Origin of the sequence: Massilia sp. NP310 (genome assembly GCF_019443485.1) — a bacterium.
Lineage (GTDB): Bacteria > Pseudomonadota > Gammaproteobacteria > Burkholderiales > Burkholderiaceae_D > Telluria > Telluria timonae.
In genome coordinates this window covers 1,798,033-1,824,510 of record NZ_CP080379.1, presented here as the reverse complement: position 1 = coordinate 1,824,510, position 26,478 = coordinate 1,798,033, and the positions used below count along the sequence as shown (strand labels likewise).

General features: G+C 68.1%; 25 protein-coding genes. 19 read left to right on the top strand and 6 right to left on the bottom strand.

Annotated features, from left to right (window positions below):
- Positions 1–111 precede the first annotated feature (111 nt).
- From KY496_RS07920 to KY496_RS07830, 19 genes are all read left to right on the top strand, one after another.
- A complete protein-coding gene (locus tag KY496_RS07920) occupies positions 112–1,608 on the top strand; it encodes a cytochrome ubiquinol oxidase subunit I (RefSeq protein WP_219864416.1) in 1,497 nt (498 codons plus the stop codon).
- A 4-nt stretch (positions 1,609–1,612) separates the two neighbouring features.
- On the top strand, positions 1,613–2,620 hold the full coding sequence (gene cydB / locus KY496_RS07915; RefSeq protein WP_219864415.1) for a cytochrome d ubiquinol oxidase subunit II: 1,008 nt from the start codon (positions 1,613–1,615) through the stop codon (positions 2,618–2,620).
- Complete coding sequence (locus KY496_RS07910; protein ID WP_005667240.1) at positions 2,620–2,748, top strand: DUF2474 domain-containing protein; 129 nt, start codon at positions 2,620–2,622, stop codon at positions 2,746–2,748. The genes cydB and KY496_RS07910 overlap by 1 nt, the downstream gene beginning before the upstream one ends.
- 74 nt (positions 2,749–2,822) lie before the next feature.
- A complete protein-coding gene (locus KY496_RS07905; protein ID WP_219864414.1) occupies positions 2,823–3,506 on the top strand; it encodes a molecular chaperone in 684 nt (227 codons plus the stop codon).
- Complete coding sequence (locus tag KY496_RS07900) at positions 3,493–3,711, top strand: formate dehydrogenase region TAT target (protein WP_005667244.1); 219 nt, start codon at positions 3,493–3,495, stop codon at positions 3,709–3,711. The genes KY496_RS07905 and KY496_RS07900 overlap by 14 nt, the downstream gene beginning before the upstream one ends.
- A gap of 17 nt (positions 3,712–3,728) precedes the next feature.
- Positions 3,729–6,548, top strand: coding sequence for a formate dehydrogenase subunit alpha (locus KY496_RS07895; protein WP_005667245.1), 2,820 nt, complete (start codon positions 3,729–3,731; stop codon positions 6,546–6,548).
- 33 nt (positions 6,549–6,581) lie between these two features.
- Entirely contained in the window at positions 6,582–7,253 is a 672-nt protein-coding gene (gene fdh3B, locus KY496_RS07890; RefSeq protein ID WP_040776255.1) for a formate dehydrogenase FDH3 subunit beta, read from the top strand.
- Positions 7,250–7,468 carry a hypothetical protein gene (locus KY496_RS07885; protein ID WP_184238681.1) on the top strand — a complete coding sequence of 73 codons (219 nt, stop codon included), beginning with the start codon at positions 7,250–7,252 and terminating at the stop codon, positions 7,466–7,468. The genes fdh3B and KY496_RS07885 overlap by 4 nt, the downstream gene beginning before the upstream one ends.
- Positions 7,469–7,477: 9 nt before the next feature.
- Positions 7,478–8,572, top strand: a complete 1,095-nt coding sequence (locus KY496_RS07880) for a formate dehydrogenase subunit gamma (RefSeq protein WP_071362359.1) — start codon at positions 7,478–7,480, stop codon at positions 8,570–8,572.
- Between the two features lie 10 nt (positions 8,573–8,582).
- Positions 8,583–9,023: a hypothetical protein gene (locus tag KY496_RS07875; protein ID WP_219864413.1), complete on the top strand. Its 441-nt coding sequence runs from the start codon at positions 8,583–8,585 to the stop codon at positions 9,021–9,023.
- On the top strand, positions 9,020–9,574 hold the full coding sequence (locus KY496_RS07870) for a hypothetical protein (RefSeq protein ID WP_219864412.1): 555 nt from the start codon (positions 9,020–9,022) through the stop codon (positions 9,572–9,574). The genes KY496_RS07875 and KY496_RS07870 overlap by 4 nt, the downstream gene beginning before the upstream one ends.
- Positions 9,571–10,014: a DUF3305 domain-containing protein gene (locus tag KY496_RS07865; protein ID WP_005667257.1), complete on the top strand. Its 444-nt coding sequence runs from the start codon at positions 9,571–9,573 to the stop codon at positions 10,012–10,014. The genes KY496_RS07870 and KY496_RS07865 overlap by 4 nt, the downstream gene beginning before the upstream one ends.
- Positions 10,011–10,493 carry a DUF3306 domain-containing protein gene (locus KY496_RS07860; protein ID WP_177185538.1) on the top strand — a complete coding sequence of 161 codons (483 nt, stop codon included), beginning with the start codon at positions 10,011–10,013 and terminating at the stop codon, positions 10,491–10,493. The genes KY496_RS07865 and KY496_RS07860 overlap by 4 nt, the downstream gene beginning before the upstream one ends.
- Positions 10,490–12,190, top strand: a complete 1,701-nt coding sequence (locus tag KY496_RS07855) for a 4Fe-4S binding protein (protein WP_219864411.1) — start codon at positions 10,490–10,492, stop codon at positions 12,188–12,190. The genes KY496_RS07860 and KY496_RS07855 overlap by 4 nt, the downstream gene beginning before the upstream one ends.
- A 102-nt stretch (positions 12,191–12,292) precedes the next feature.
- Positions 12,293–13,972 (top strand): AMP-binding protein, encoded by a 1,680-nt coding sequence (locus tag KY496_RS07850; protein ID WP_219864410.1) that lies wholly within the window; start codon positions 12,293–12,295, stop codon positions 13,970–13,972.
- A gap of 29 nt (positions 13,973–14,001) precedes the next feature.
- Positions 14,002–14,493, top strand: a complete 492-nt coding sequence (locus KY496_RS07845; RefSeq protein ID WP_005667264.1) for a VOC family protein — start codon at positions 14,002–14,004, stop codon at positions 14,491–14,493.
- Between the two features lie 87 nt (positions 14,494–14,580).
- The gene (locus tag KY496_RS07840) at positions 14,581–15,099 is read left to right on the top strand and encodes an SET domain-containing protein (RefSeq protein WP_005667266.1); all 519 of its coding nucleotides are present in this window, start codon (positions 14,581–14,583) and stop codon (positions 15,097–15,099) included.
- A gap of 48 nt (positions 15,100–15,147) precedes the next feature.
- On the top strand, positions 15,148–16,344 hold the full coding sequence (gene pncB / locus KY496_RS07835) for a nicotinate phosphoribosyltransferase (RefSeq protein WP_184238688.1): 1,197 nt from the start codon (positions 15,148–15,150) through the stop codon (positions 16,342–16,344).
- A 90-nt stretch (positions 16,345–16,434) separates the two neighbouring features.
- Positions 16,435–16,857 carry a DUF4019 domain-containing protein gene (locus KY496_RS07830; protein ID WP_005667268.1) on the top strand — a complete coding sequence of 141 codons (423 nt, stop codon included), beginning with the start codon at positions 16,435–16,437 and terminating at the stop codon, positions 16,855–16,857.
- On the opposite strand, the gene KY496_RS07825 is transcribed toward KY496_RS07830, so the two are convergent.
- From KY496_RS07825 to KY496_RS07800, 6 genes are all read right to left on the bottom strand, one after another.
- Positions 16,838–17,893: an L-dopachrome tautomerase-related protein gene (locus tag KY496_RS07825; protein WP_219864409.1), complete on the bottom strand. Its 1,056-nt coding sequence runs from the start codon at positions 17,891–17,893 to the stop codon at positions 16,838–16,840. The genes KY496_RS07830 and KY496_RS07825 overlap by 20 nt on opposite strands.
- Positions 17,894–17,914: 21 nt before the next feature.
- The gene (locus tag KY496_RS07820; protein WP_219864408.1) at positions 17,915–19,105 is read right to left on the bottom strand and encodes a DNA topoisomerase IB; all 1,191 of its coding nucleotides are present in this window, start codon (positions 19,103–19,105) and stop codon (positions 17,915–17,917) included.
- Between the two features lie 126 nt (positions 19,106–19,231).
- Positions 19,232–20,878, bottom strand: a complete 1,647-nt coding sequence (locus KY496_RS07815) for a Na+/H+ antiporter (protein WP_219864407.1) — start codon at positions 20,876–20,878, stop codon at positions 19,232–19,234.
- 107 nt (positions 20,879–20,985) lie between these two features.
- Positions 20,986–22,854 carry a bifunctional diguanylate cyclase/phosphodiesterase gene (locus tag KY496_RS07810; protein WP_219864406.1) on the bottom strand — a complete coding sequence of 623 codons (1,869 nt, stop codon included), beginning with the start codon at positions 22,852–22,854 and terminating at the stop codon, positions 20,986–20,988.
- Between the two features lie 179 nt (positions 22,855–23,033).
- On the bottom strand, positions 23,034–25,283 hold the full coding sequence (locus KY496_RS07805) for an ATP-binding protein (RefSeq protein ID WP_219864405.1): 2,250 nt from the start codon (positions 25,281–25,283) through the stop codon (positions 23,034–23,036).
- A complete protein-coding gene (locus KY496_RS07800; RefSeq protein ID WP_040776262.1) occupies positions 25,280–26,443 on the bottom strand; it encodes a pyridoxal phosphate-dependent aminotransferase in 1,164 nt (387 codons plus the stop codon). The genes KY496_RS07805 and KY496_RS07800 overlap by 4 nt, the downstream gene beginning before the upstream one ends.
- Positions 26,444–26,478 lie beyond the last annotated feature (35 nt).

Genomic DNA, 26,478 nt, shown 5'->3' with positions numbered 1-26,478 from the left:
AACCGAGCGGCATGTGTTCAAAAACCACTCAACAATGATAAAAATGATATGGCCAATCGTGCGAGGCCGATGTCGTGATCTACTTGGCGCCATCGATACGGGGGAGTTTGCATGCTTGGTCTTACAGCCCTGGAACTGGCGCGCATCCAGTTTGCCTTCACGATTTCCTTCCACATCATCTTCCCCGCGATCACGATCGGCATGGCCAGCTACCTGGCCGTGCTCGAGGCGTGCTGGCTCAAGACCGGGCGCCAGGTCTACGTCGACCTGTACCACTTCTGGCTCAAGATCTTCGCCGTCGCCTTCGGCATGGGCGTGGTGTCGGGCATCGTGATGGCCTACCAGATCGGCACCAACTGGAGCTACCTGTCCGAATTCGCCGGCAGCGTCATGGGCCCGCTGCTCACCTACGAGGTGCTGACCGCCTTCTTCCTGGAGGCCGGCTTCCTGGGCGTGATGCTGTTCGGCTGGAACCGGGTCGGGCCGCAGCTGCACTTCCTGGCCACCTGCATGGTGGCCATCGGCACCCTGATCTCGTCGACCTGGATCCTGGGCGCCAACAGCTGGATGCAGACGCCGCAGGGCTACGCCATCGAGGGCGGGCGCATGATCCCGGTCGACTGGCTGGCCATCATCTTCAATCCCTCCTTTCCCTACCGCCTGATGCACATGGTGGTGGCGGCCTACCTGGCCACGGCGCTGATCGTCGGCGCCTCGGCCGCCTGGCACCTGCTGCGCGGACGCGACAACAAGAACGTGCGCAAGATGCTGTCGATGGCGATGTGGATGATCCTGCTGGTGGCGCCGATCCAGGCGGTGATCGGCGACTTCCATGGCCTCAATACGCTCAAGCACCAGCCGGCCAAGCTGGCGGCGATGGAGGGGCACTGGGAAAACACGCCGGGCGAGGCGGTGCCGCTGATCCTGTTCGGCATTCCCGACATGGAGCGCGAAGAGACGCGTTACGCGGTCGAGATTCCCTACCTGGGCAGCATCATCCTCACCCATACGCTGAGCGGCCAGTTCCCGGGACTGAAGGAGTTCCCGCGCGAAGACCGCCCCAATTCCCTGATCGTGTTCTGGAGTTTCCGGGTCATGGTCGGCCTGGGCCTGTTGATGATCGCCCTCGGGGCCTGGAGCCTGTGGCTCAGGCGGGGAGGGCGGATCTACGGCAAGCGCCTGTTCCTGCGCTTCGCCTTGCTGATGGGGCCGGCCGGCCTGATCGCCATCCTGGCCGGCTGGATCACGACCGAGGTCGGCCGCCAGCCGTGGGTGATCTACGGCGTGCTGCGCACCGCCGATGCGGTCTCGCCGCACAGCGTCACCACGATGGGCGTGACGCTGGCGATGTTCGTCGTGGCCTACGTCTTCGTGTTCGGCGCCGGCACCGTCTACCTGCTGCGCCTGATCAACAAGGGGCCGCAGCACTTCGCCCTGAACAAGCCGCCCGAGGGCGGGCCGGGCGAAGGGCGCACGCCGATGCGGCCGCTGTCGGCGGCCAACGTCGACAACGACGACAGCATCGAAGGCAATATCGACGACAATCCCGTCCAAGGCGCTGACCGCGGCGCCGACCGCGACGGCGGCAACCCACCGACGCGGAGCTGACACCATGGGCATCGACACATCCGTCATCTGGATCCTGATCATCTTTTTTTCCGTCTTCATGTACGTGCTGCTGGACGGCTTCGACCTGGGCATCGGCATGCTGTTCCCGTTCACGCCGAAGAAGCGCGACCGCGACACCATGATGAATTCGGTCGCGCCGGTGTGGGACGGCAACGAGACCTGGCTGGTGCTGGGCGGGGAGGGGCTGCTGGCGGCCTTCCCGGTGGCCTACGCGATCATCCTCTCGGGGCTCTACCTGCCGCTGATCTTCATGCTCATCGGCCTGGTGTTTCGCGGGGTGGCCTTCGAGTTCCGCTTCAAGGCCAAGGAGCACGAGCGCCACCTGTGGGACAAGGCCTTCATCGGCGGCTCGGTGGCGGCGGCCTTCTTCCAGGGCGTGACCCTGGGCGGCTTTTTGGACGGCATCACGGTCTCGGGCCGCAGCTTCGCCGGCGGGCCGCTCGACTGGGTCGCGCCGTTCCCGCTGCTGGCCGGCGTGGGCGTGATGATCGCCTACACACTGCTGGGCGCCACCTGGCTGGTGATGAAGACCGAGGGCGAGCTGCAGGCGCGCATGATCCAGGTCGCGCGGCCTTTCGCCTGGCTGCTGCTGGGGGCCATCGTCGCGGTCAGCATCTGGACCCCGCTGCGCTTCGCGGCGGTGGCCGACCGCTGGTTCACCTTCCCCAACATCGCCTTCCTGGCGCCGGTGCCGATCCTGGTCGTGCTGTGCATGGCGCTGCTGCTGCGCTCACTGGGGCGCCAGCCGTTCCGCCAGCCCTTCGTGCTGGCGCTGGCGCTGATCTTCCTCGGCTACAGCGGCATGGCGATCAGCATCTGGCCGCACGTCGTGCCGCCCGCGATCACGATCTGGGAAGCCGCCTCGCCGCCGCAGAGCCAGGGCTTCGCCTTGGTCGGCACGCTGTTCATCCTGCCCATCATCCTGATGTACACGGGGTGGTCGTACTGGGTATTCCGTGGCAAGGTCAAGCATGACGCGGGGTATCACTGATGGCGGCGCGCCGCGAATGGCTGCGCCGGCTGGGGTGGATGGCGCTGCTGTGGCTCGGTGGTGTCGTCACCCTGTCGCTCGTCGCATTTCTCATAAGAATCGTCATGCATGCCGCCGGAATGCGCTAGGCGCAACTGTGCGCGCTCAATGTGAATCGGCGTCTACACTGGCGATACAAATTGAACAACTGGAGTGATCGACAGTGTCATCTACAAGTCCGAGCACGTCCGTCAACACCGCCTTCGTCGCGGTCTCTGCGCCTGCCATGTCGCCCAGCGGCGAAGACCAGGCCAGGGCCGACCTCTACGCCTTGCTCTCGCGCCTGCTGCTGGCGGCGCCCGACGCGGCGCTGCTGGAAGCGCTTGCGTCCAGCGATCCTATTTTGGCCGAAGGCGGCGATCCGGCGCTGGAGCGTGCGTGGGAACACCTGACCGTGGCGTCCGGCGTGATGGACGCCCAGGTGGTGCACGATGAATTCAACGCACTGTTCGTCAGCATCGGCACGCCGCCGGTCGACCCGTATGGCTCGCGCTACCTGGCCGGCTACATGAACGACACGCCGCTGGCGCTGCTGCGCGACGACCTGGCGCGGCTTGGCCTGGCGCGCATGCGCGGCCGGGGCGAGTTCGAGGACCACCTCGGCGCGCTGTGCGAGACCATGCGCGTGCTGGTCGCTGGCGCCCCCGGCATCCGGCGCCAGCCGCTGGCGGTGCAGCGCCAGTTCTTCGAGGCCCACATCGGCGGCTGGTGCATGCGCGCGCTGGACGACATCGCCAATGCCGAGGGCGCCAACTATTACCGCCTGGTCGCGCGCTTCGCGCAGGCCTTCCTGGCCATCGAGGCCGAGAGCTTCGCAGTAGGAGAGGACACCGATGAGCAAGCATGATCGACAGACGCCGGGCCAGCCCGACCCGGCGCGGCGCGGCTTCCTGAAGGCCGCCCCGCTGGGCGCGCTGGTGGTGGCCGCTGCCGCCGCCCCGGCCAGCGCGGCGCCTGAGGCCGCACCGGCCGCGCCGGACCCCAAGGTCAAGCGCGGCTATCACGAGACGGATCACATCCGCCGCTACTACGCCACCGCCGCCTACTGGTAGGCAAGCAGAGGAATCCCATGTCACTGGTCAAGTCTACGCGCGACAGCGCCCTGAAACGGCGCCGCTTCCTGGTCGGGGCCGGCGTTGCCGCCGGCGCCGGCGCCCTGGCGCGCCACCTGCCGCTGAACGTGATCGAGCCGGCCCAGGCCGACCCGGTGCCGAACACCCCGGTGCCCACCGAAGTCAAACGCACCGTGTGCAGTCACTGCTCGGTCGGCTGTTCGGTGGACGCGGTGGTCGCCAACGGCGTCTGGGTGCGGCAAGAGGCCGCCTTCGATTCGCCCATCAATATGGGCGCCCACTGCGCCAAGGGCGCATCGGTGCGCGAGCACGCCTTCGGCGAGCACCGCCTGCGCTATCCGATGAAGCTGGTGAACGGCAAATACCAGCGCATCTCCTGGGACCAGGCGATCGACGAGATCGGCGACAAGCTGCTGCACTTGCGCAAGGAAGCCGGCCCGGATGCGCTGATGCTGATCGGCAGCTCCAAGCACAATAACGAGCAAGCCTATTTGCTGCGCAAGTTCATGTCGTTCTGGGGCTCGAACAACTGCGACCACCAGGCCCGCATCTGTCACTCGACCACCGTCGCCGGCGTGGCCCAGACCTTCGGCTACGGGGCGATGACGAACTCGTTCAATGACCTGCACTACAGCAAGGCGGTGCTGTTCATCGGCTCCAACCCGGCCGAGGCCCACCCGATCTCGATGCTGCACTTCCTGCACGCCAAGGAGCTGGGCGCCAAGATGATCGTCATCGATCCGCGCTTCACCCGCACGGCGCGCTTTGCCGACCACTACGTGCGCGTGCGGCCGGGCACCGACATCCCGCTGGTGTGGGGCATCCTGTGGCACATCTTCAATAACGGCTGGGAAGACAAGAAATTCATCGAAGAGCGCACCTGGGGCATGGACGACGTGCGCGCCGAAGTCATGAAATGGACGCCCGACAAGGTGTCGGACGTGACCGGCGTGCCGGAATCGGCGGTGCGCCTGGCGGCCGAGATGCTGGCGACCAACCGTCCCTCGTCCGTGGTCTGGTGCATGGGCATCACCCAGCACCACGTCGGCACCGCCAATGTGCGCGCGCTGTCGATCCTGCAGCTGGTGCTGGGAAATATCGGCATTCCCGGCGGCGGCGCCAACATCTACCGCGGCCACGATAACGTGCAGGGCGCGACCGACGTCGGCCCCAACGGCGATTCGCTGCCCGGCTACTACGGCCTGGCCGAAGGCGCCTGGAAGCACTTCGCCAACGTCTGGGGCGTCGACTACGAATGGATCAAGTCGCGCTTCGGCTCCAAGGAACTGATGGAAAAGCCCGGCATCACGGTGTCGCGCTGGTTCGATGCGGTCAACGAAGAAAACCAGTTCATCGACCAGCCGAGCAATCTGCGCGCCGTGTTCTACTGGGGCCACGCGCCGAACAGCCAGACCCGCCTGCCGGACATGAAGGCGGCGATGCAAAAGCTCGACATGATGGTGGTGATCGATCCCTATCCGAGCATGACGGCGGCGATGCATGGCCGCACCGACGGCGTCTATCTGCTGCCGGCCGCCTCGCAGTTCGAGACCCAGGGTTCGTGCACGGCCTCGAACCGCTCGATCCAGTGGCGCGAGCGGGTCATCCAGCCGCTGTTCGAATGCAAGACCGACCACGAGATCATGTACCTGTTCGCGCGAAAACTCGGCTTCGCCGAGGAACTGTGCAAGAACATCAAGGTGGTGCACAACGAGCCGGTGGTCGAGGATATCCTGCGCGAGATCAACCGCTCGTGTTGGACCATCGGCTACACGGGCTGCTCGCCCGAGCGGCTCAAGCTGCACATGGAAAACAAGCACACGTTCAACCCGACCACCCTGCGCGCCGATTCCGGCCCGTGCAAGGGCGACTACTACGGCTTGCCGTGGCCATGCTGGGGCACGCCGGAGATGAAGCATCCGGGCACGCCGATCCTGTATGACCTGAGCAAGAGCGTGGCCGAGGGCGGACTGCCGTTCCGCGCCAACTGGGGCGTCGAGCACAATGGATCGAGCCTGCTGGCGGCCGACGGCTCGACCAACAAGAACAGCGAGCTGGACTTCGGCTACCCCGAGTTCGACCACGTGTTCCTGAAAAAACTGGGCTGGTGGGCCGAGCTGACCCCGGCCGAGCAGGCCATGGCCGAGGGCAAGAACTGGAAGACCGACCTGTCGGGCGGCATCATCCGGGTCGTCATCGCCCACGGCTGCGCGCCGTACGGCAATGCGCGGGCGCGCTGCAACGTCTGGAACTTCCCCGATCCGGTGCCGGTCCACCGCGAACCGCTGGCTTCGCCACGACGCGACCTGGTGGCCAAGTACCCGACCTATGACGACAAGGCCAATCACTGGCGCCTGCCGACATTGTACAAATCGGTGCAGGCGGTCGACTATTCGAAAGACTTTCCGCTGATCATGACCTCGGGCCGCCTGGTCGAGTACGAGGGCGGCGGCGAGGAAACCCGGTCCAACCCCTGGCTGGCCGAGCTGCAGCAAAACATGTTCGTCGAGATCAATCCGCGCGACGCGGTCCAGATCGGCGCCAAGCTGGGCGAATACGTGTGGCTCGAGACCCCGACCGGCGCGCGCCTGAAGATGATGGCGATGGTCACCGAGCGGGTGCCGGTGGGCCTGGTATGGGCGCCGTTCCACTTCGGCGGCTGGTGGATGGGCGAGGACCTGGAACGGCACTATCCCGAGCATGGGGCGCCGATCGTGCGCGGCGAAGCCATCAATACCGGCTGGACCTACGGCTATGACGCCGTGACCATGATGCAGGAAACCAAGGTATCGCTGTGCCGCGTGGTGCGCGCCTGACGAGCCGACAGGAGATCGACTATGCCAGCAAGAATGAAATTTATCTGCGACACGGAGCGCTGCATCGACTGCAACGGCTGCGTGACCGCCTGCAAGAACGAGCACGAACTGGCCTGGGGCATCAACCGGCGCCGCGTGGTGACGATCAACGACGGCATCCCGGGCGAGCGCTCGGTGTCGGTCGCCTGCATGCACTGCACCGACGCGCCGTGCCTGGCCGTATGCCCGACCAACTGCATCTACCACACCGAGGACGGCATCGTCCTGCACAGCAAGGACCAGTGCATCGGCTGCGGCTACTGCTATTACGCCTGCCCGTTCGGCGCGCCGCAATTCCCCGAGACCGGCCTGTTCAACCACCGCGGCAAGATGGACAAGTGCACCTTCTGCGCCGGCGGCCCGGAACCGGACACCTCGGAAGCCGAGTTCAAGAAATACGGCCGTAACCGCATCGCCGAAGGCAAGCTGCCGGCCTGCGCCGAGCAGTGCGGCACCAAGGCGCTCTTGGGCGGCGACGCCAACGTCATCGCCGACATCTACCGCCAGCGGGTCGAGACGCGCGGCTACGGCCCGCAGCTGTGGGGCTGGAAGATCGCCTACGGCAGGCCGAAACGCGGTGGCCAGTACAAGGCCGAGGGCGACTCGCCGCGCGTCAACCAGGACGTGCGCGATTCGCAGAACCACGCGGGGAGGTTCCCGACATGAAGCTCCTCAAAGCATGCGCAATGATCGTGCCGGCCGTGCTGCTGGCCGGCTGCCTCGAAGTGGACCAGCACCCGCCATGGCTCAAGGGCGAGTACGCCGGCAAGCCGGACGACCGCCATTACCAGCGCCGCTTCCACAACGACCGGCTGGCCTGGTGGGCCACGGTCGAGAACCGCAACGGCAAGCAGAACGAATACAACCGGGCCAATCCCTGAGGAGACGACATGCGAGCGAATCTGAATGTGTTGCGCGCGATGCTGCTCCTGGTGGCGACGCTGGCCCTGTCCAGCAGCTGGGCCGGCGTCAAGAACGAGCGCGCCACGCCGGCGTATGCCGAAGAGCAGACCATGCTGCAGATCGAGGCCGACTCGGTGGTGCCCGACCCCGGCCTGCTGCAATCCGAATCGGGCCGCGTGCACATGGACCGGCACTACCTGGGCCAGTACGGCAGCAAGGAGGGCAACGTCATCGTCCAGCGCGGCGGCAACACCTGGCGCCACCTGCGCAACGGGCCGCTCGCGACCATCGCCGGCTTCATCCTGCTGGCGGTGCCGCTGGCGATCTTCGTGTTCTACCGGACCATCGGCCCGGCCAACCAGGTGGCCGAGGCAGGGCGCAAGATGCAGCGCTTCAACCGCTGGGAGCGCCAGGTGCACTGGGCCACGGCCTTCAGTTTCATCGCCCTCGGCATCACCGGCATCATCATCATGTACGGCAAGAAGATCATGCTGCCGTGGATGGGGCACGACCTGTTCTCCTGGGTGGCGATCATCTCGAAATACCTGCACAACTTCGTCGGGCCGCTGTTCATCCTGTGCTCGATCCTGATGTTCTTCACCTTCTTGAAGCGCAACTTCTACAACCGCGCCGACTGGCAATGGGTCAAGCAGGGCGGGGGGCTGATCAGCCACAAGCACGTTCCGGCCGGCTTCTTCAATGCGGGCGAAAAGACCTGGTTCTGGGGTGGTGTCGCGTTGCTGGGCCTGATCATGTCGGTCACCGGCCTGGTGCTCGACTTCGCCGTCGGCCAGACCCGCTACGTGATGCAGGTGGCGAACGTCCTGCATGTGGGCGCGGCGGCGATGTACATGGCGGCCGCCATGGGCCACGCCTACATCGGCACCTGGGGCACGCCCGGCGCCTATGAGGCGATGCGCTACGGCACGGTGGACGAGAACTGGGCCAAGGCCCACCACCAGCTGTGGTACGAGCAGATGAAGACGGGCGTGCCGCCCGGCATGGACAAGGACGGACGCATGGTGCCCGGTCGCGACGTGCCGGGCCAGGGCGGCCGTCCGCAACCCGGCCCGGCGCACTGAGGAAATGACGATGAAACGATTCGATGCATCGGTCCTGGGCGCCGTGGCGCTGCTGGCCAGCGCGTTGGCCGCCTGCGACCGCGGCCAGGCGCCCGCCGCCAATGGCGTGATCCAGACCAAGTACCCCGGACAGGTGTCGTCCGGCGGCATGACCAGCGGCCAGCTCATGGCGCGCACGGCGCGGCCGGAAACCGACGCCACCTATGCCGGCGGCACGCCGGGCATCGCCGGCGGCGCGGGCGGCAATACCAGCGGCGCCGAGACCGGCGGCGAGACCCGGGAAACTGGCCAGGGGCCGTCGAGCGGCGTCACCCAGCCGTCCAGCGCCGGACGTCCAGGCAGCGAGCTGCCGTCGGGCGAGAACCGCCCCGTCGCGCCGGCGCCGGGAAGCACCGAAGCCCCGGCGGCCAACAATGCGGCGCCGCAGGGACAATCAGGAGGAACGCGATGACGATCAGGCGATTGCAATGCGTGCTGGCGCTGGCGCTGGCGTCCGGCCTGGCCGGCGCATCGTGGGCGGCCCTGCCGCCGCCATCGCCGGCCCAGGCCCAGGCCGCGGCGGCGAAAAAGGCCGAGGCCGACGCCAGGGCGGCCAAGGAAAAGGAAGCGTTGAACGCGTCGATTGACCGGATCAGCGGCCAGTGGCGCCAGCGCGCCGCGCAGGAGGGCTGGACCATCAAGCCGCCGCCGCCCGTGAGCGGGCCGACGGGTGTCGCCGCCTCCGATCCGACCCCGCCGGGCGCCGGCGTGCCGTCGCCGGCCCCGGCCGGCGGCGCTCCGGGAACGGCGGGCGCGGCGCCCGCCACCGGCGCCGCGCCGCTCGGCGCGCGCGCGCTGCATGCGGCCAACGTGCCGGTCAAGAGCGAGAAACTGGGCACGGCGCGTCCGAGCGAAGACGTCAAGCAGGGTCCGACCCGCGCCGAGCCGGCCGGGGCGTCGCCGACGGTGAACAAGAAAGGCGTGCCTGAAAACGCGCCCGAACAAATGAAGGCCGAGCGATGAAAATGGGAAGCATGCCGGTCGCCATCATCATGCAGCGGCGCGCGGTGCGGCACCGCTGGGGCGATATGGACAGCTGGGCCGCGGTGGGCGTGGTGCCGGACCGCGGCGAGCTGCCGCGCCTGTCGGTGCTGAGCGAAAGCGCCGAGCGCGACTACTACCTGGTCTCCGGTCTCGAACTCGAGCTGTACACCGACGAGCACGAGGGCTACTACGAGAACGTCATGGCGCCGGAATCGAAGGTGTTCGTGCTGTGGCGCATGGAGGACGGCCGTGCGATGCCGGCGCGCGCCTCGGTCAGCTACGTCGAGGGCACGCGCATGTTCGATTCGGGCGAGTCGGCCGACGGCGTGACCATGCCGGCCGAGATCTACAGCTGGGTCGCGGGCTACCTGCGCGAGCATTTCACGCCGCGCCCGCGCAAGGGAAGGCAGCACGGATGAGCGCTGACGCCGTGGCCGAGGAAGGATTCCTGCGCCGCTGGTCGCGCCTGAAGGCGGCGCCCGAGCCGGTGCAGGAAGTCGCGCCGGCGCCGCTACCTGCCGCCGCGCCGCCGCCACCGGTGCAGGAGGATCAGCGGGCGCTGCCGACCCTGGACGACGTGGCCCGGCTGACGCCGGAATCCGATTACTCGGCCTTCGTCGCCAAGGGCGTCGACAAGGCCGTGCAGCGCATGGCGCTCAAAAAACTGTTCGCCGATCCGAACTTCGCGGTGATGGACGGCCTGGACATCTATATCGCCGACTACAACAAGGCCGCGCCGCTCACCGACGCCATGCTGGCTTCGCTCAGGCACGCCCCCGGCGTGCTGAATCGCCTGCTGGGCGAGGACGAGGACAAGCAGGGCGAGGCGCAGGCACGGCGCGACGACGACCCGGCAGCCGACGGCCAGCCGGGCACGCCAACACAAGGGACCACATGAACATCCGATTCAACGACGGGGCGGCTTCCGACCCTGTCCAGGACGGCCGCGACGCGGCCGCCCGCGTAGCCGCGCTGCAGGCCGCGCGCGACTTTCCCGACTTCGAGGCGGCCGTTACGGTCGACTACCGCTCGCACGGGCGCACGCTGGTGGTTGGCAGCGCGTGTGACGCGCTGCCGCTGGCCGACCGGCTGTCCGGCGCGCTGTCGGTCACCGTGCTGCTGCTGGACGAGCCGGACGCCTCGGACCGCCCGCAGCCGCGCTTGTATCCGGTGCACAGGGCGCAGACGGTGGCGGTAGCCGGCTGGCTGGGCGCCTTCGAGGCGCGCTGGCGCGCGGCCGGCCAGCCGGTGGGCGAGGGCCGGTTCGACCTGGTGCTCGACCTGTGCCCGGCGCGCCTGATCGCCAGCCACCAGCGCCCGCACGGCTACTACGCGCCCGGCGATGGCGAGGCGGCGCGCATGGAGGCGGTCGAGGCCCTGGAAGGCATGGTCGGCGACTTCGAGAAGCCGAAGTACTTCAGCTACAAGGAGCGCATCTGCGCCCACGGCCGCAACGGCATCCACGCCTGCAGCGCCTGCGTCGACATCTGCTCGGCGAAGGCGATCGTGAGCGACGGCGACCGGGTCAAGGTCAATCCTTACCTGTGCGCCGGCTGCGGCGCCTGCGGCACCGTGTGCCCGACCGGCGCCATGAGCTACGCCTATCCGCCGGCGCCGTTCACCGGCAAGCGCATCCAGGCCGCCTTGCGCGCCTTCCGCGAGGCGGGGGGCGCGCAGCCGGTGCTGCTGCTGCACGATGCGCAGGGGCTGGACGTCATCGAACGCCTTGGCGACAGCGTTCCGGGCCGCATCCTGCCGTTCTCGCTGCACTACGTCGCATCGACCGGCATCGACGTCTGGCTGGCGGCGATGGCCTACGGCGCGGCCGGCGTCGCCGTGCTGACCACGGGCGAGGAAGCCCCGCAATACGTGCAGGCGCTGGGCGAGCAGATGCGCATCGCCCAGGCCGTGCTCGATGGCCTGGGGTATGCCGGGCCGCACTTCCAGCTGCTGCAACTGGCTGGCGGGCCACAAGCGTCACCGTTGGAGGCGGCCCAGGAACTGGCGCTGGCCCTGCGTCATGCGCCGCGCGGCGACACACCGTCGTCGCCAGCGGTGTTCCACCTGGCTGCCGACAAGCGCAACACCCTCGATTATGCGCTCGACCACCTGCACCGCCATGCCCCGCAGCAGCCGCCGCACATCGGCCTGCCCGATAAAGCGCCGTTCGGCGCGCTGCTCGTGGACCGCCAGGCCTGCAGCCTGTGCATGTCCTGCGTCGGCGTCTGCCCGGCCAATGCGCTGCAGGACGGGCAGGGCGCGCCGCAGCTGCGCTTCATCGAAAAGAACTGCGTCCAGTGCGGCCTGTGCGCCAACACCTGTCCCGAGAACGCGATCGCGCTGATGCCGCGCATCTCGTTCGCGCCCGAGCGCATGGCGGCGGTGGTGCTGAACGAATCGCAGCCCTTCCACTGCATCCGCTGCAGCAAGCCGTTCGGCACGCTGCAAATGGTCGAGAACATGCTCGGGCGCCTGGGTTCCCACCCGGCGTTCGCGGCCAACCTCGATCGCCTGCGCATGTGCGGCGACTGCCGCGTGATCGACATGATGGCGCCGGCCGACGAGATGCAGGTGACGCCGCTGCGGCGCAACTGAAGCGTCAGGCGTCACCACGGGCCGAATCGGTGGCAGAATGGTCGCAAGGCGGGAGCGTCACGCATCCCGCCATCCACATGGCATAGCGACCAGGAGACACCCATGACGCCAACCCAGCGCTTCGTGCAGGCGCGCGACTTCCTCCAGCGGCACCGGCTCGACTACGACACCGCCTACCGCGATTTCGAGCAGCCCGAGCTCGACCGCTTCAACTGGGCGCTCGACTTCTTCGATCACCAGGCCCGGGACAATCACGCGCCCGCCCTGTGGGTGGTCGAGGAAGACGGCAGCGAACGCAAGATCTCCTTCGCCGACATGGCCGCGCGCTCGAGCCAGGTGGCCGAATACCTGCGCAATCTCGGCGTGCGGCGCGGCGAGCGGGTGCTGCTGATGCTGCCGAACCGGGTCGAGCTGTGGGAAATCATGCTGGCCGGGATCAAGCTGGGCGCCGTGCTGGTGCCGACCACGATGGCGCTGGCGGGCGACGACCTGGCCGACCGCCTGGAGCGCGGACAGGTCAAACACGTGATTGGCCAGGCCAGCGAAGCCGGTAAATTCGAGGCGCTCGCCGGCAACTACACCCGGATTGCCGTCGGCGGCGGGCCCGAAGGCTGGCACGACTACGCGGACAGCGAGAACGTGGCCAGCGTGTTCGTCCCCGAAGGCGAGACGCGCGCCACCGACCCGCTGCTGCTGTACTTCACGTCCGGCACCACGGCGAAGCCGAAGCTGGTGCTGCACACCCACCAGAGCTATCCGGTCGGCCACCTGTCGACCATGTACTGGATCGGCCTGCAGCCGGGCGACGTCCACTGGAACATCAGCGCGCCCGGCTGGGCCAAGCATGCCTGGAGCTGCTTCTTCGCGCCGTGGAACGCGGGCGCCACGGTATTCGTGTTCAATTTCGAGCGCTTCAGCAGCCGCGCCGTGCTCGACACGCTGGTGCGCTGCGGCGTGACCTCGCTGTGCGCGCCGCCGACCGCCTGGCGCATGCTGATCAAGGAAGACCTGGCCGCCTGGAAGCCCACGTTGCGCGAACTGGTCGGCGCCGGCGAACCGCTCAATCCGGAAGTCATCGAGCAGGTCGAGCGCGCCTGGGGCATCCGCATCCGCGACGGCTTCGGCCAGTCCGAGTCGAGCTGCCAGATCGGGAATTCGCCGGGCCAGCCGATCAAGCCGGGTTCGATGGGCCGTCCGTTGCCGGGCTACCGCATCGCGCTGCTCGACCTCGACGACCGGCCGGCGGCGGAGGGCGAGATCTCGGTGGAACTTGCGTCGAACCCGATCGGTCTCATGGTCGGCTACGAAGGCAACGAGGAAAAGACGCGGGAGGTGATGCGGGCCGGCTACTACCATACGGGAGACACGGCGAGCGTGGACGGCGACGGCTATTATTTCTATGTCGGCCGCAACGACGACGTGTTCAAGTCGTCCGACTACCGCATCAGCCCGTTCGAGCTCGAGAGCGTGATGATCGAGCACGAGAGCGTGCTGGAGGCGGCCATCGTGCCCAGTCCCGACCCATTGCGGCTGGCCGTGCCGAAGGCCTTCGTGACCCTGCGCGCCGGGGTCGAGCCGAGCCGCGAGATGGCCGCCGCGCTGTTCGCCTTTAGTCGCGAACGCCTGGCGCCGTACAAGCGGATCCGGCGCATCGCCTTCCGCGAGCTGCCCAAGACCATCTCGGGCAAGATCCGGCGCGTCGAGCTGCGCCGCGAGGAAGCCGGGCGCGAGGCCGGGGCCGCAGACACGGTCGAGTACCGCGCCGAGGATTTCCCCGGCTAGCCCTACGTAACGCCTGACAGGAGAACGACATGCAACTGCACGCGCCGATCCAGCCCTGCCTGTGGTTCGACACCCAGGCCGAGGAAGCGGTCAAGCACTATATCTCGATCTTCCCCGACTCGCGCATCACGCACGTGTCGCACTACAGCGCGGCCGGCCAGGACGTGCACCGCATGACGCCGGGCAGCGTGATGGCGGTGCAGTTCGAGGTCGACGGCCAGCCCTGCATCGCCATGAACGGCGGGCCGCTGTTCCACTTCACTGAAGCGGTCTCGTTCATGGTGATGTGCGACAGCCAGGAGCAGATCGACTATTACTGGGAACGCCTGGGAGAGGGCGGAGACGAGGCAGCGCGCCAGTGCGGCTGGCTGAAGGACAGGTTCGGGCTGTCGTGGCAGGTGACGCCGACCGAGATCATGTCCTGGATGGCCGGTCCGCAAGCCGACGCCGTCATGACGGCGCTGCTGCCGATGAAGAAGATCGACGTCGCCGCCTTGCGCGCGGCGGCCGGACTTTCCTGATGAAGCGTGCGGGCAATGCGCGGCGATTGCCGCCATAATGGATGCATTCCTTCAATCGTCCGCTTCAATCTTCCATTCGGCAACCAGATGACCAACAAGAAAAGCGCCGCCAAGGGCGGCAGCAAACCCGCCGACACCGACCCGATGGTCGAGGTGCGCCAGTCGCCCGTCCACGGCAACGGCGTCTTCGCACTGCGCCCGATCGCCGCCGGCGACCGCATCATCGAATACAAGGGCCAGCGCATCAGCTGGGACAAGGCGACCCGGCGCGCCGAGAAGGCGGGCGGGCCGATCAACCATACCTTCTATTTCAGCCTGGCCGATGGCCGCGTGATCGACGGTGGCCGCGACGGCAACGACGCGCGCTGGATCAACCACGCCTGCACGCCCAACTGCGAAGCCTTCGAGGACGACGGCAAGGTCTATATCCACGCCATGCAGGACATCGAAGCCGGCGAAGAGCTGAACTACAATTACGCGCTGATCTACGACGAGCGCCATACGCCCAAGCTCAAGAAGCTGTTCGCCTGCCGCTGCGGCACCCCGGGTTGCACGGGCACGATGCTGGCCCCAAAGCGGGCCGCAAAGCGCCGCGCCGAGAAGTAGGCGACAATACAGCCTGCCGCGCCCGTTGCGCACATGCCTGGAGCCTTGATGAAACCCGTAGTCCGCAGCCTGCTGGAGACCGACCTTTACAAGTTCACGATGTGGCAGGCCCTGCTGCACAGCCACCCCGGCGCCACCGGGGAATACGAATTCCGCTGCCGTAACGAGCCGGCCTATCCGCTGGCCGAACTGAAGGACGACGTCGAGCGCGAGCTCGACTACCTGTGCGGCATGATGTTCACCGAGGGCGAGGTGGCCTACCTGCGCGGCCTGCGCTTCATCAAGAGCGACTTCGCCGACTTCCTCACGCTGTTCCGCTTCCAGCGCAAGTTCATCCGGGTCGACACCGACGGCCCGCACCTGACGATCCGCGCCAGCGGCCCGCTGGTGCACGTGATGGGCTTCGAGATCTTCGTGCTCTACATCGTCAACGAGCTGTACTTCCGCCGCTTCGACCAGCAGGAAGCATTGCTCGAAGCGCGGCGCCGCCTGCGCCAGAAGATCGACGAGCTGCGCGCCTTCGGCACCGAGGCGCCGCGCGCCAACCCGTTCGAGTTCTTTGATTTCGGCGTGCGCCGCCGCTATTCCGGCGAGTGGCACGACGAAGTGGTGACCACCATGGCGCGCGAGCTGCCCCAGTACTTCAAGGGCACCTCGAACGTCTACCTGGCGTACAAACTCAAGCTGACGCCGATCGGCACCATGGCCCACGAGTACCTGCAGGCCCACCAGTCCTTCGGCACCCGCCTGCGCGACTTCCAGAAGGCCGCGCTCGAGAACTGGGTGCAGGAATACCGCGGCGACCTGGGCACGGCCCTGACCGACGTGGTGGGCATGGACGCCTTTTTGGCGGACTTCGACCTGTATTTCGCCAAGCTGTTCGACGGCTTGCGCCAGGATTCGGGCGACCCGGTCGTGTGGGGCGAGAAGGCGCTGGCGCACTACGCCAAGCTGCGCATCGACGCGCGCACCAAGCGCCTGGTGTTTTCCGACGCCCTCACGGTGCCCAAGGCGCTCGAGCTGTACCGCCATTTCGCCGACCGCGTGATGACCGGCTTCGGCATCGGCACCAAGCTGACCAACGACACGCCGCACAAGCCGCTGAACATCGTCATGAAGCTGGTGCGCTGCAACGGCCAGCCGGTGGCCAAGCTGTCCGACACCAAGGGCAAGTCGCAGAGCACGGACGAGACCTTCATCGCCTATCTGCGCCAGGTGTTCAACAAGTACGATTCTGGCGACTGAGGGGCAACTGAGCCGCGAAATTGTGTGAGTTTGTGCGGCGCCGGAACGCGCTATGCTGTCGGTTTTCGATCCTTCCAGACGGAGTCCGCCATGAAGCAGCTCGCACCGATCGCCCTCGCCATGATGTTCGCCATGCCCGTCGCCGCCGTGCATGCGCAGGAAACCGAGCACACCAAGGCCGGCGTGGCCGCCGCCGGGCAGTGGCTCGAGCTCGCCGATGCGGGCAAGGCCGCCGAAAGCTGGAACGCCGCCGGCACGGTATTTCGCAGCGCCGTCACCGCGGAGCAATGGAACGGCATGCTGGCGGGCGCCCGCGCGCCGCTGGGCGAACTGAAGTCGCGCACCCTGGCCAACGCGCGCCATACCCGCACCTTGCCCGGCGCACCGGAAGCCGACTATGTGGTGATCCAGTACGGCGCCGTGTACGCCAACCGTCCGGGCGTGACCGAAACCGTGGTCACCTCGCGCGAGGCGGACGGCGGCTGGAAGGTCATCACTTACCTGATTCAATAAGCTTCCACAACTCGGTCGGCAGCGCCGCCGGCGCGTCCGGCTTGAAGAAAGCCGAATCCTGGATGTGCGAGGTCGTCACGTAGACCGTGCCGTCCGGGCCCTGGCTGAAGGTGTCGGGCCAGCGCAGGCGTTCGTCCTGCACCACCACCCGTACCTCGGCCTGCGGTCCCCGGTCGAGGTCGCGCATCTTGATCGCATCGTCCTGCACCGAGGTCAGGAACATGCGCTTGCTGCCGCGATCGAACAGCAGGCCGTCGTTGACGCCGTTGTGGCCATACTCCTCGACCGCGTCGCCCACGTCCTCGCCCTGCAGGCCGCGTTCGATCAGCGCTTGCGTGGGGATGCGGTACAGGGTGTCGCCCTTGATCGCCTGCCAGTACAGCCAGGCGCCGTCGCCAGAGAGTTCGATGCCGTCGGCCGAGAACTCGACCCCGCGCCCGTCCGGCCGGCGCAGCACCTCGCCGTCGGCTTTCACGTTCAAGCCCTTCTTCATCTGGGTCGACGGATGGCCGTCGAGCAGGCGCACCGTCTTGTCCTGCCCGAGGTCGACCACCAGGATGGCGCCGACCACGCCCGAGTCGGTGATGTAGGCGTACTTGCCGTCGTTCGAGAAGCGCACGTCGTTCAGGTAGGAGCCCTGCGGCGCGGCGTCTTCGTCGAAGGCGATCGTGCGCACGACCTTGTCGCTCGCCAGGTCCACCTGCACCAGCTTGGCGCCGCCGGACACCAGGTGCGCCTGGGCCGGCGCCGCCGGGTCGAGCACCCACAGGCTGCCGCGGCCGTCGGCCACCACGCTCTGCACGCACACCCAGTGGTCGTGCGGCGTCACCTCGTCCTTGCGCGCGTTGCGCCAGGCGTTCCATTCCTGGTCCGGGTAGGGGCGCAGCGAACCATCCGCTTTCAGCTCGGCCACCGAGATGGCGTTGTCCTCGGTCCAGCGCGGGAAGTTGACGAAGATGCGCTCGTCCTCGGACACCGAGACGCCGGTGACCTGGTGCTCGAAACGGGCGACGAGTTCGATCTTGTATGCGGTCATGCCAGTCCTTTCGTGATGCGCTCAAGCCGCCGCGCGGGCGGCCGGGCGCGATGGTTTGCGGGTCGCGGCCTTCGCCGGCGCAGGCTTCTTGCGTGACGCCGGGGGCTTCGGATGATTTTGCAACTGAGCCTGCTCGTGGCGCAGGCGCTGCTGTAGCATGGCCAGCACCGCCGCTTCTTCCGGCTGCAGGGCGTGCAGGTCTTCCTGCAGCTTCTCTTCGGTGCGTTCGCGCAGCACCTCGAGCGCGGCGCCGTCGAGATAGGCGTCCAGCACGGCAGGGTGCACGTAGCACTTGCGGCAGATCGACGGCGTATTGCCGAGCTTTTCGGCCACCGATTCGATCGCGCGCACGATGTTCTTCTTGGCCTGGGCCTCGGAATCGAACTTCTCGAACTCCTGCAGGGCCAGCGCCGCCAGCACGGTGCCCGACCAGGTGCGGAAATCCTTGGCCGTGTAGTCTTCGCCGCTGATGGCGCGCAGGTACTCGTTGACGTCGCTCGAATCGATGGCGTGGGTCTCGCCATCCTCGTCCACGTACTGGAACAGTTCCTGGCCCGGCAGGTCGCGCGAGCGCGCGACGATGCGCGCCAGGCGCCGGTCGTGCACCTTGACCTTGTGATAGACCCCGCTCTTGCCGCGGAAGCTGAACTCGACGTCGCTGCCGTCGACCTTCGCGTGACGGTTGCGCAGCGTCGTCAGCCCGAACGACTTGTTGGTGCGCGCGTATTCCTCGTTACCGACACGCATCATGGTCGCTTCGAGCAGGTAGACGATGGTGGCCAGCACTTTTTCGCGCGGCAGGCCGGGCAGGCGCAGGGCGCGGTCGACCTCGGCGCGGATGGCCGGCAGCGCCTGGCCGAACTTGAGCATGCGCTCGTACTTGACCTCGTCGCGCGCCTCGCGCCATTTGGGATGGTAACGGTATTGCTTGCGGCCGCGGGCATCGCGCCCGGTGGCTTGCAGGTGGCCGTTGGCCTGGGGGCAGATCCAGACTTCGGTCCAGGCGGGCGGCACGACCAGGCGCTTGATGCGTGCCAGCGTCGCCTCGTCCGTCACCGGCTCGCCGCGGGCGTCGAGATAGCGAAAACCGTCCTTGACGGTTTCGCGCCGGATGCCGGGCCGGTCGTCATGGACGTAACGCAGGCCGGCCGCGCGCGCGGCGGCGGGTGGATCGCTGGGGACGGCATCGGCGTCGGTTTTTTCGCTGGGCATGGCAGGGTCGCTGGAAGGTGGATCTTCCAGCCGATCCTACCCTTGGCTTCCCCTGCGCACTGTACGCGAAGTAACGTAGGCGCAGTCCGAAGCACGTAGGCGCAATCTGACTCCGACTGCACCTGCTCAGCGGTAACGCGCCTCGACCAGGTCGATCTCGCGCAGCAACTTGCGCGCGATCTCGTCCGACAGCTGGTTGTGGCGCGCCATGCGCAGCAGCACCGCGCGTTCCTGCTCGAGCGCGGCCAGGCGGTAGTGGCGCTCGGCGCTCTCGGCGGCGCGTGCGCGGTCCGGGTCGACGCCCGCGCCCGTGCCGCCGTCGAGCCGGTACTGGTACAGGCTGCGCACCTGGTCGGCCGCGCTGGCGTGCATCTCGGCCGCGCCCTCGGCATCGCAGCCCGAGGTCGGCGGCGGCGGAGGGGCCGTGGCGATCGCTTCCAGCGCCGCCAGCGCGGCGGCGTGGCGCGCTTGGTCTTCCTCGCTTTCGTGGGCCGCTTCGGCCGGCAGTTCCAGGCCGCGCAGCACGCGCGGCAGGCCGACGCTGGCCAGCACCAGCGACACCACGATCACCGCGCTGGCCAGGAAGATCACCAGGTCGCGGCCCGGGAACGGCGTCCCGTTCGGCATCGCCAGCGGCAGGGTCAGCACGCCGGCCAGGGTGATCGCGCCGCGCACGCCGGCCAGCGAGGTGGCCAGGATCAGGCGCGGATTCGGACGGTAGACGGCCTGCTCCTGGCGCCGCGCGGCCAGCAAGGTCAGGCGCAGCGAGACCCAGACCCAGATGAAGCGCAGCAGGATCAGGCCGACGCTGATGGCCAGCGCATTGCCCAGCAGCCACCAGACATCATGGGCCGCCGGCAGTTCGGGCGCGACCAGGGCGGCGCTGACGATGGACGGCAACTGCTCGCCCAGCAGCACGAACATGATGCCGTTCAGCGCGAACTGGACGGTATCCCAGACCACGGCGCGGCGTACGCGGGTGGTGGCCAGCGCGCGGCCGCTCAGCTCGACGTAGCTCATCGTGACGCCGGCCGCCACCGCCGCCAGGATGCCCGAGGCTTGCAGGTGCTCGGCCGCCAGGTAGGCGCCGAAGGGCAGCAGCAGGTTGACCAGGATCGGGGAGCCGCTTTCCTCGCCGATGCGCGCCGCCAGCATGCGCTGGGCCCAGCTGACGGCGATCGTCAGGCCGACGCCGATCGCGATTCCCGCGAGCGCCACCCACAGGAAGGTGAGGGTGGCGTCGCCCAGCGAGAAGGTGCCGGTGAGCGCGGCCGCCACCGCGAACCGGAAGCACACCAGGCCGCTGGCGTCGTTGAGCAGCGACTCGCCCTCGAGGATGTGCATCAGGCGCGGCGGAATCGGCACGCGCGCCGCGATCGACGACACCGCGACCGGATCGGTGGGCGCCAGGATCGCGGCCAGCGCGAACGACACGGCCAGCGGCAGCGACGGGATCAGCCAGTGGATCAGGAAGCCGGCGCCGATCACGGTGAACAGCACCAGGCCGAGCGCCAGCTCGAGGATGGTCGAGCGGTCGCGGAACAGGCCCACCTTGGGAATGCGCCAGCCGTCGAGGAACAGCAGTGGCGGCAGGAACACGAGGAAAAAGATGTGCGGCTCGAGGCGCACGCCATGGCTGGTGGTGCTGGAGATGGCGGCGCCGAGCGCGATCTGGACCAGCGGCAGGGGGACGGCGAACGGCAGTATCCGCACCAGGTAGCCGCTCGCCACCACCGCCAGCAGCATTGCCAGTACGATTCCTACCTCATCCATCGATATCCCTCCCGTCCAAACATGGCATGACAAAATGAAATGATACGGGATCGCGGCGATTTACGTCGGAGGCGCTCGTGCAGCGCAGGCCAGCGAACCGTGCGAACTCAGGACGACCGGCGCAGATGCTCGAGCAGCGCTTCCAGCGGCATCGGCCGGTGGAACAGGAAGCCCTGCATGCTGGCATTGCCGTGGTGCGCGAGGTACCCGGCCTGGGCCTCGGTCTCGACGCCTTCGGCGACCACGCGCAGGCCCAGGTGGCCGGCCATCGACAGGATCGACTGCACGATCGCGGTGCCGTCCTTGTCGTTTGGGGTGTCGCGGATGAAGCTCTTGTCGATCTTGAGTTCGTACAAGGGCATGCGGGTCAGGTAGGCCAGGCTCGAGTAGCCGGTGCCGAAATCGTCGACCGAGATCCGCACGCCCAGCGCCGCCAGCTCGTGCATGCGGCCGATGGTCTGGTCGAGGCGGTCGACCAGCAGGCCTTCGGTGACCTCGAACACCAGCTGGCCGGGCGGCACCCCGGTGTCCTTCAGGATGCTTTCCACCCGCGCCACGAAGTCGGGCTGGCGGAACTGCATCGGGCTGACGTTGACCGACAGCGGCAGCGGATGGCCGGCGCGCGCCAGCGCATGCCAGGCCAGGCAGGTTTCACGCAGCGCCCACTCGCCCAGCGGCACGATCAGGCCGCTCGACTCGGCGACCGGGATGAACTGGTCGGGCGGCACGCTGCTGCCGTCCTTGCGGCGCCAGCGCATCAGGAGCTCGGCCCCGCTCGGGCGCCGGGCGCCATCGACCTGCAGTTGCAGGTGCAGCGACAGCTCGCCGTGCTCCAGCGCCAGGCCCAGGTCGCGCTCGAGGGTGAGGCGGCGTTCGGCGTCGCGCAGCATGCCGGCCTCGAACAGGGCGACGCCGTTACGGCCGCGCGCCTTGGCGTGGTACATGGCGGTATCGGCCTCGCGCAGCAGGTCGTGCACCGCGAGCGGCGCGCCCGCCGCCGCGGTCAGCGCGACGCCGATGCTGGTGGTGGCGTAGTAGCGCTGGCCCTCGATGATCATCTTTTCGCACAGCGCGCCGCGGATCTCTTCGGCCAGCGCGAGCGCGCGCGTGGTGGCGGCGCCTGCCTCCGCGCCCAGGTCGTCCAGCAGCACCACGAATTCGTCGCCGCCCAGGCGCGCCACGCAGGCCCGCGCTCCGGCCACCGCCGCCAGGCGTTCGGCGGCCTGGCGCAGCAGCTGGTCGCCGACGGCATGGCCGCGCGCATCGTTGACGTTCTTGAAATTGTCGAGGTCGACGTACAGCAGCGCGCCCAGGGCGCCGTTGCGGCGCGCCCCCTCGGCCAGTTCGGCCAGGCGGTCCATCAGCAGGCGCCGGTTCGGCAGGCCGGTCAGCACGTCGTAGAAGGCCAGGCGGTTGACGGCGTCGGCGGCGGTGCGCGCTTCCTGCGCCGAGCGCGCCAGGCCCTTGAAGAGGGTGCCGGCGGCAAAGGTGACGAGGCCGCCGACGCAACTGAAGTTGATCGCCACCACCACCGAGGACAGCAGCGGATCGGTCTCCAGCCCCGGCACGTACAGCCGCGCATAACCCTTCACGCCGAACGCCACGATGCACACCGCGCCCAAGGCGAGCGTGAGGATGCCGGGTCGGTTGCCGAGCAGGATCACGGCCATGATCGGCGGCGCCATCAGGTAGTTCAGGCTCACCGGCCCCACCGCCAGCATCAGCCCGATGGCGACCATGAACAGCACGGCCAGGAAGTTCAGCACGCGGAAAGTGTGGGGCAGGCGGTCGAGGCGCCAGATGGCGAAGATCCAGGCCAGGGCCACCGCGTCCATCAGCGCGATCTGCCACAGGCCCTGGCGCAGCGCCAGGGCGACGCTCGGCAAGGCGGCGCTGGTGCCCAGCACCAGCACGATCGGCAGCAAGGTGGAGAAAACACGCACGCGCCATCGCGCGATATCGTCAGTGGGAAGCATCAGGCAGCATCCAGGTCAGCATGCCCACAGAATTTCTCCAGAGTGCATAAATTTGCTCGTCGGCAAATTTTATGTAGGCGGCATGGCGATTGTCACGCGATATTTACACGGATGTTGCTCTGAAACGACCAAAGGTGAAATGACAACAGGCCCGCGTCGACACGATGCGGACCTGCCCGTCAGCGCGCGGCCGCCGTGGCCAGCAGCTCGCCCAGCTGCAGCGTGTTGACCGGCTTGACCAGGTAATGGTCGAAGCCGGCCTGGCTGGCCGCCTCGCGGTCTTGCTGGCGTCCGTAGCCGGTGGCGGCGACCAGGGTCGCGCCGCTGGTCTGCGGCAGGCGGCGCAGGCGGCGCGCCAGTTCGTTGCCGTCCATGTCGGGCAGGCCGATGTCGAGGATGCAGACCTGCGGCGCGAACACCTTGGCGATCTCGAGCGCGTCGACGCCGCAATAGGCGATCTCGACCTCGTTCCCGGTGGCGCGCAGGAACAGGTTGAGCGTGTGCGCGGCGTCGAGGTTGTCGTCCACCACCAGGATGCGCAGCGCGTTCGGCACGGCCGCATCGGGGATCGGGTTGCCGGCGGACGGATGACCGAGCAAATGCGCCGGCAGGGGCGCGCTTTCCTGCCGGTGGCGCGGCAGGCGCACGGTGAAGGTGCTGCCGCGGCCCAGGCCGGGGCTGCGCGCGCTGACGCTGCCGCCATGCAGCTCGACCAGGCTCTTGGCCAGCGCCAGGCCCAGCCCCAGGCCGCCCTGCGAGCGGTCCGGGGTGCGCTCGGCCTGGGTGAACAGGTCGAACACGCGCTCGACCAGGGGCGCCTCCATGCCGATGCCGTCGTCGCTCACGCTCAGTTCCCAGTCGCCGCCGGCTTCCAGCAACTGGAGCTGGATGTGGCCGCCCTCGGGGGTGTACTTGGTGGCGTTGCCCAGCAGGTTGGCCACCACCTGCACCAGGCGCTTGTGGTCGCCCTTGGCCTGGGCTGGGCCGCTCGGCAGGTCGAGCACCACCTTGTGGCGCCGCGCGCCGATCAGCGGGCGGATCTGCTCGGCGGCGTCGTCGATCACGTTGCGCAGGTCCAGCACCTGGGTCGACAGCGACACCAGGCCGCGCGTCACGCGCGACACGTCCAGCAGGTCGTCCACCAGGCTGGTCATGTGCTCGACCTGGCGCGCGATGATGGCGCAGGTCTGGGTGATCTGGGCGTTATCCGAGTGCAGCAGCTTGAGCAGGTGGGCGCCGGTGCTGATCGGCGCCAGCGGATTTCTCAGCTCGTGCGCCAGCATCGCCAGGAATTCGTCCTTGCGCTGGTCGGCGGCGCGCAGTTCGCGCTCGGCCTGGCCGCGCGCGGTTTCCTTTTTCTGCAGGTTCTCGGCCATCTCGTCGAGCGCCGCCGCCAGCCGCCCGATCTCCTCGTTGCCGTACTCGATCCGGGTGCGCGCGTCGAGTTCGCCGGCGGCGATGCGGCGCGCGACCGTGGTCAGGCCGCGCACCCGCTGCACGATCAGCTTTTCGCCGGCCAGCCAGGCCGCCAGCAGCGCCAGCAGGGTGGTGGCGCCAAGGCCGAGCAGGGACATGAACTGGGCGTCGCGTGCGACCTGGGTGATCAGGTCGGTCGGCATCCCGATGGTGATGGTGTAGTCGGTGAGGGTCGGCGAGCCGACGCGGGCGAAGGCATGCAGGCGCTCGATCCCGTCCTCGCCGCGCACCACCAGCGCGCGCTCGTGCGGCCCGCGCATGGCGTCCAGCAGTTCGCCGGTGACGCGCTTGCCGAACCAGCGTTCCGGGTCGGGGCGGCGCGAGATCAGGTTGCCCGAAGCGTCGGCCGTCTCCAGGATCGAACCGGGCGGCATGCTGATGTCGTTGACGAAGGTGTCCAGGCCGGCCAGGTCCATGGCCGCGAACACCACTGCCACCACGTCGCCCGAGCGGTCGATGACGGGATAGGTGAGATTGATCGTGTGCTTGCGGATCACGCGCCCGAACACGTAGTCGCTGGCGATGAAGCGGCGTTCGGCGATCGCGCGCTTGAAATGGCTGCGGTCGCCCAGGTTCACCGGGTGCAGCATCGGCACCGCGCTGCAGGTGATCTCGCCGTCCAGCTGGATCAGGCCGAAATTGACATAGCCCTCGTTGCGGTCGAGGACATTGGCCAGCAGGGCATTGCAGCCGGCGGTGTCGCCCATCAGGTCGGGCACGCTGACCAGGTCGACCAGGATCTGGCGCGCACGGTCGATCGATTGCGCCTCGTTGGCGGCCGCCAGCGCGGTGAGGCGCTTGAGGTTTTCTTCCGAGGCGCGGATCGCCGCCTCGCGTTCGCGCAGGCCGCCCAGCACGGTGACGACGGCGATCGGTGTGATCGCCAGCAGCACCAGCAGCATCAGGCGGCTGCGCAGGCTGTTCAGGCGAAAACGTCCCAGCAAATTGCTCATCGAGGCTCCGCCGACTGCGCCAGGCGCGTGCCGAACGCGATGATGCGGCGCACGCCTTCCATCAGGGTGTCTTCGTCGTCCGAGATGTAGCCGATGCGGATGAAGCCGGGCTCGCCGAGCGCGTCGCCCGGCATCAGCGCCACCCGTTCCTCCTCCAGCAGGCGTTCGGCGAAGCCGACCGTGTCCATGGTGAGCCCACGCACGTCGCCCCACAGATAGGGGCCGGAAGCCGGCGCATGCATGGTGATCCAGGGCGCGTCGGCGAACCGGCGCACCACCAGGTCGCGCCGCGCGCGGTAGTCGCGCAGCAGTTCGTGCGGGGTACCGGTAGCGAAGGCGGCCACCGCCGCCACCTGCGACAGGTGCGGCGCGGCGGCCGTGATCGGCCCCTGCAGGGTCTGCATCGCATTCACCAGCGCGGCGGGGGCGAGCGCGAAACCGACCCGCCAGCCCATCATGGCATAGCTCTGCGAGGCCGAGAACAGGGTGACCACGCCCACGGCGCGCCAGTCGCACAGCGCCGCCAGCGTGACGTGCTCGCCGTCAAAGATCAGGTGTTCGTAGCTCTCGTCGACGATCACGTGCACGCCGCCGGCCGTCGCCCAGTCGCGCACCAGTTCCAGCTCGCGCCGGGTGTACACCTTGCCGGTCGGGTTGTGCGGGTTGTTCAGGACCAGCACCTTGACCTTGCCGAGGGCCGCCAGGCAGGCCTCGGTCAGCGTCTCCGGCAGGTCGGCCAGCACCACCTCGAGTCCCAGCAGTTCGGCGGTGGCGAGATAGGCCGGCCAGTGCGGACGGAACACGGCGATGCGGTCGCCCGGATCGGTCATCGCGTACAGCGCCTGGTAATACGCCTGTTTGCAGCCGTTGGTCACGATGATCTCGTCCGCCCGCGCCTCGATCCGGTTCTCGCCGGCGAGCTTGGCGCGTAGCGCCTCGCGCACCTTCAGCGCGCCGCCCACCTCGGTGTACGGCAGCGTGCGTTCGCGCTCGATGGCGCCGGAGACGGCGTCCAGCACGCTGGCCGGGGCCGGAAAGTGCGAAATCGCGATCGAGAAATCGATTACGCGCTCGCCCGCATTGCGCAGCGCTTCGGCGCGGCCATGCATGGCGGTGGTGGCAAGGGGGCGGGAGTGCGCGATTCGGTTTGAAATGTTCATCGTGTCTGGCGAATTATCCAAGTTGGGTGGCCGGC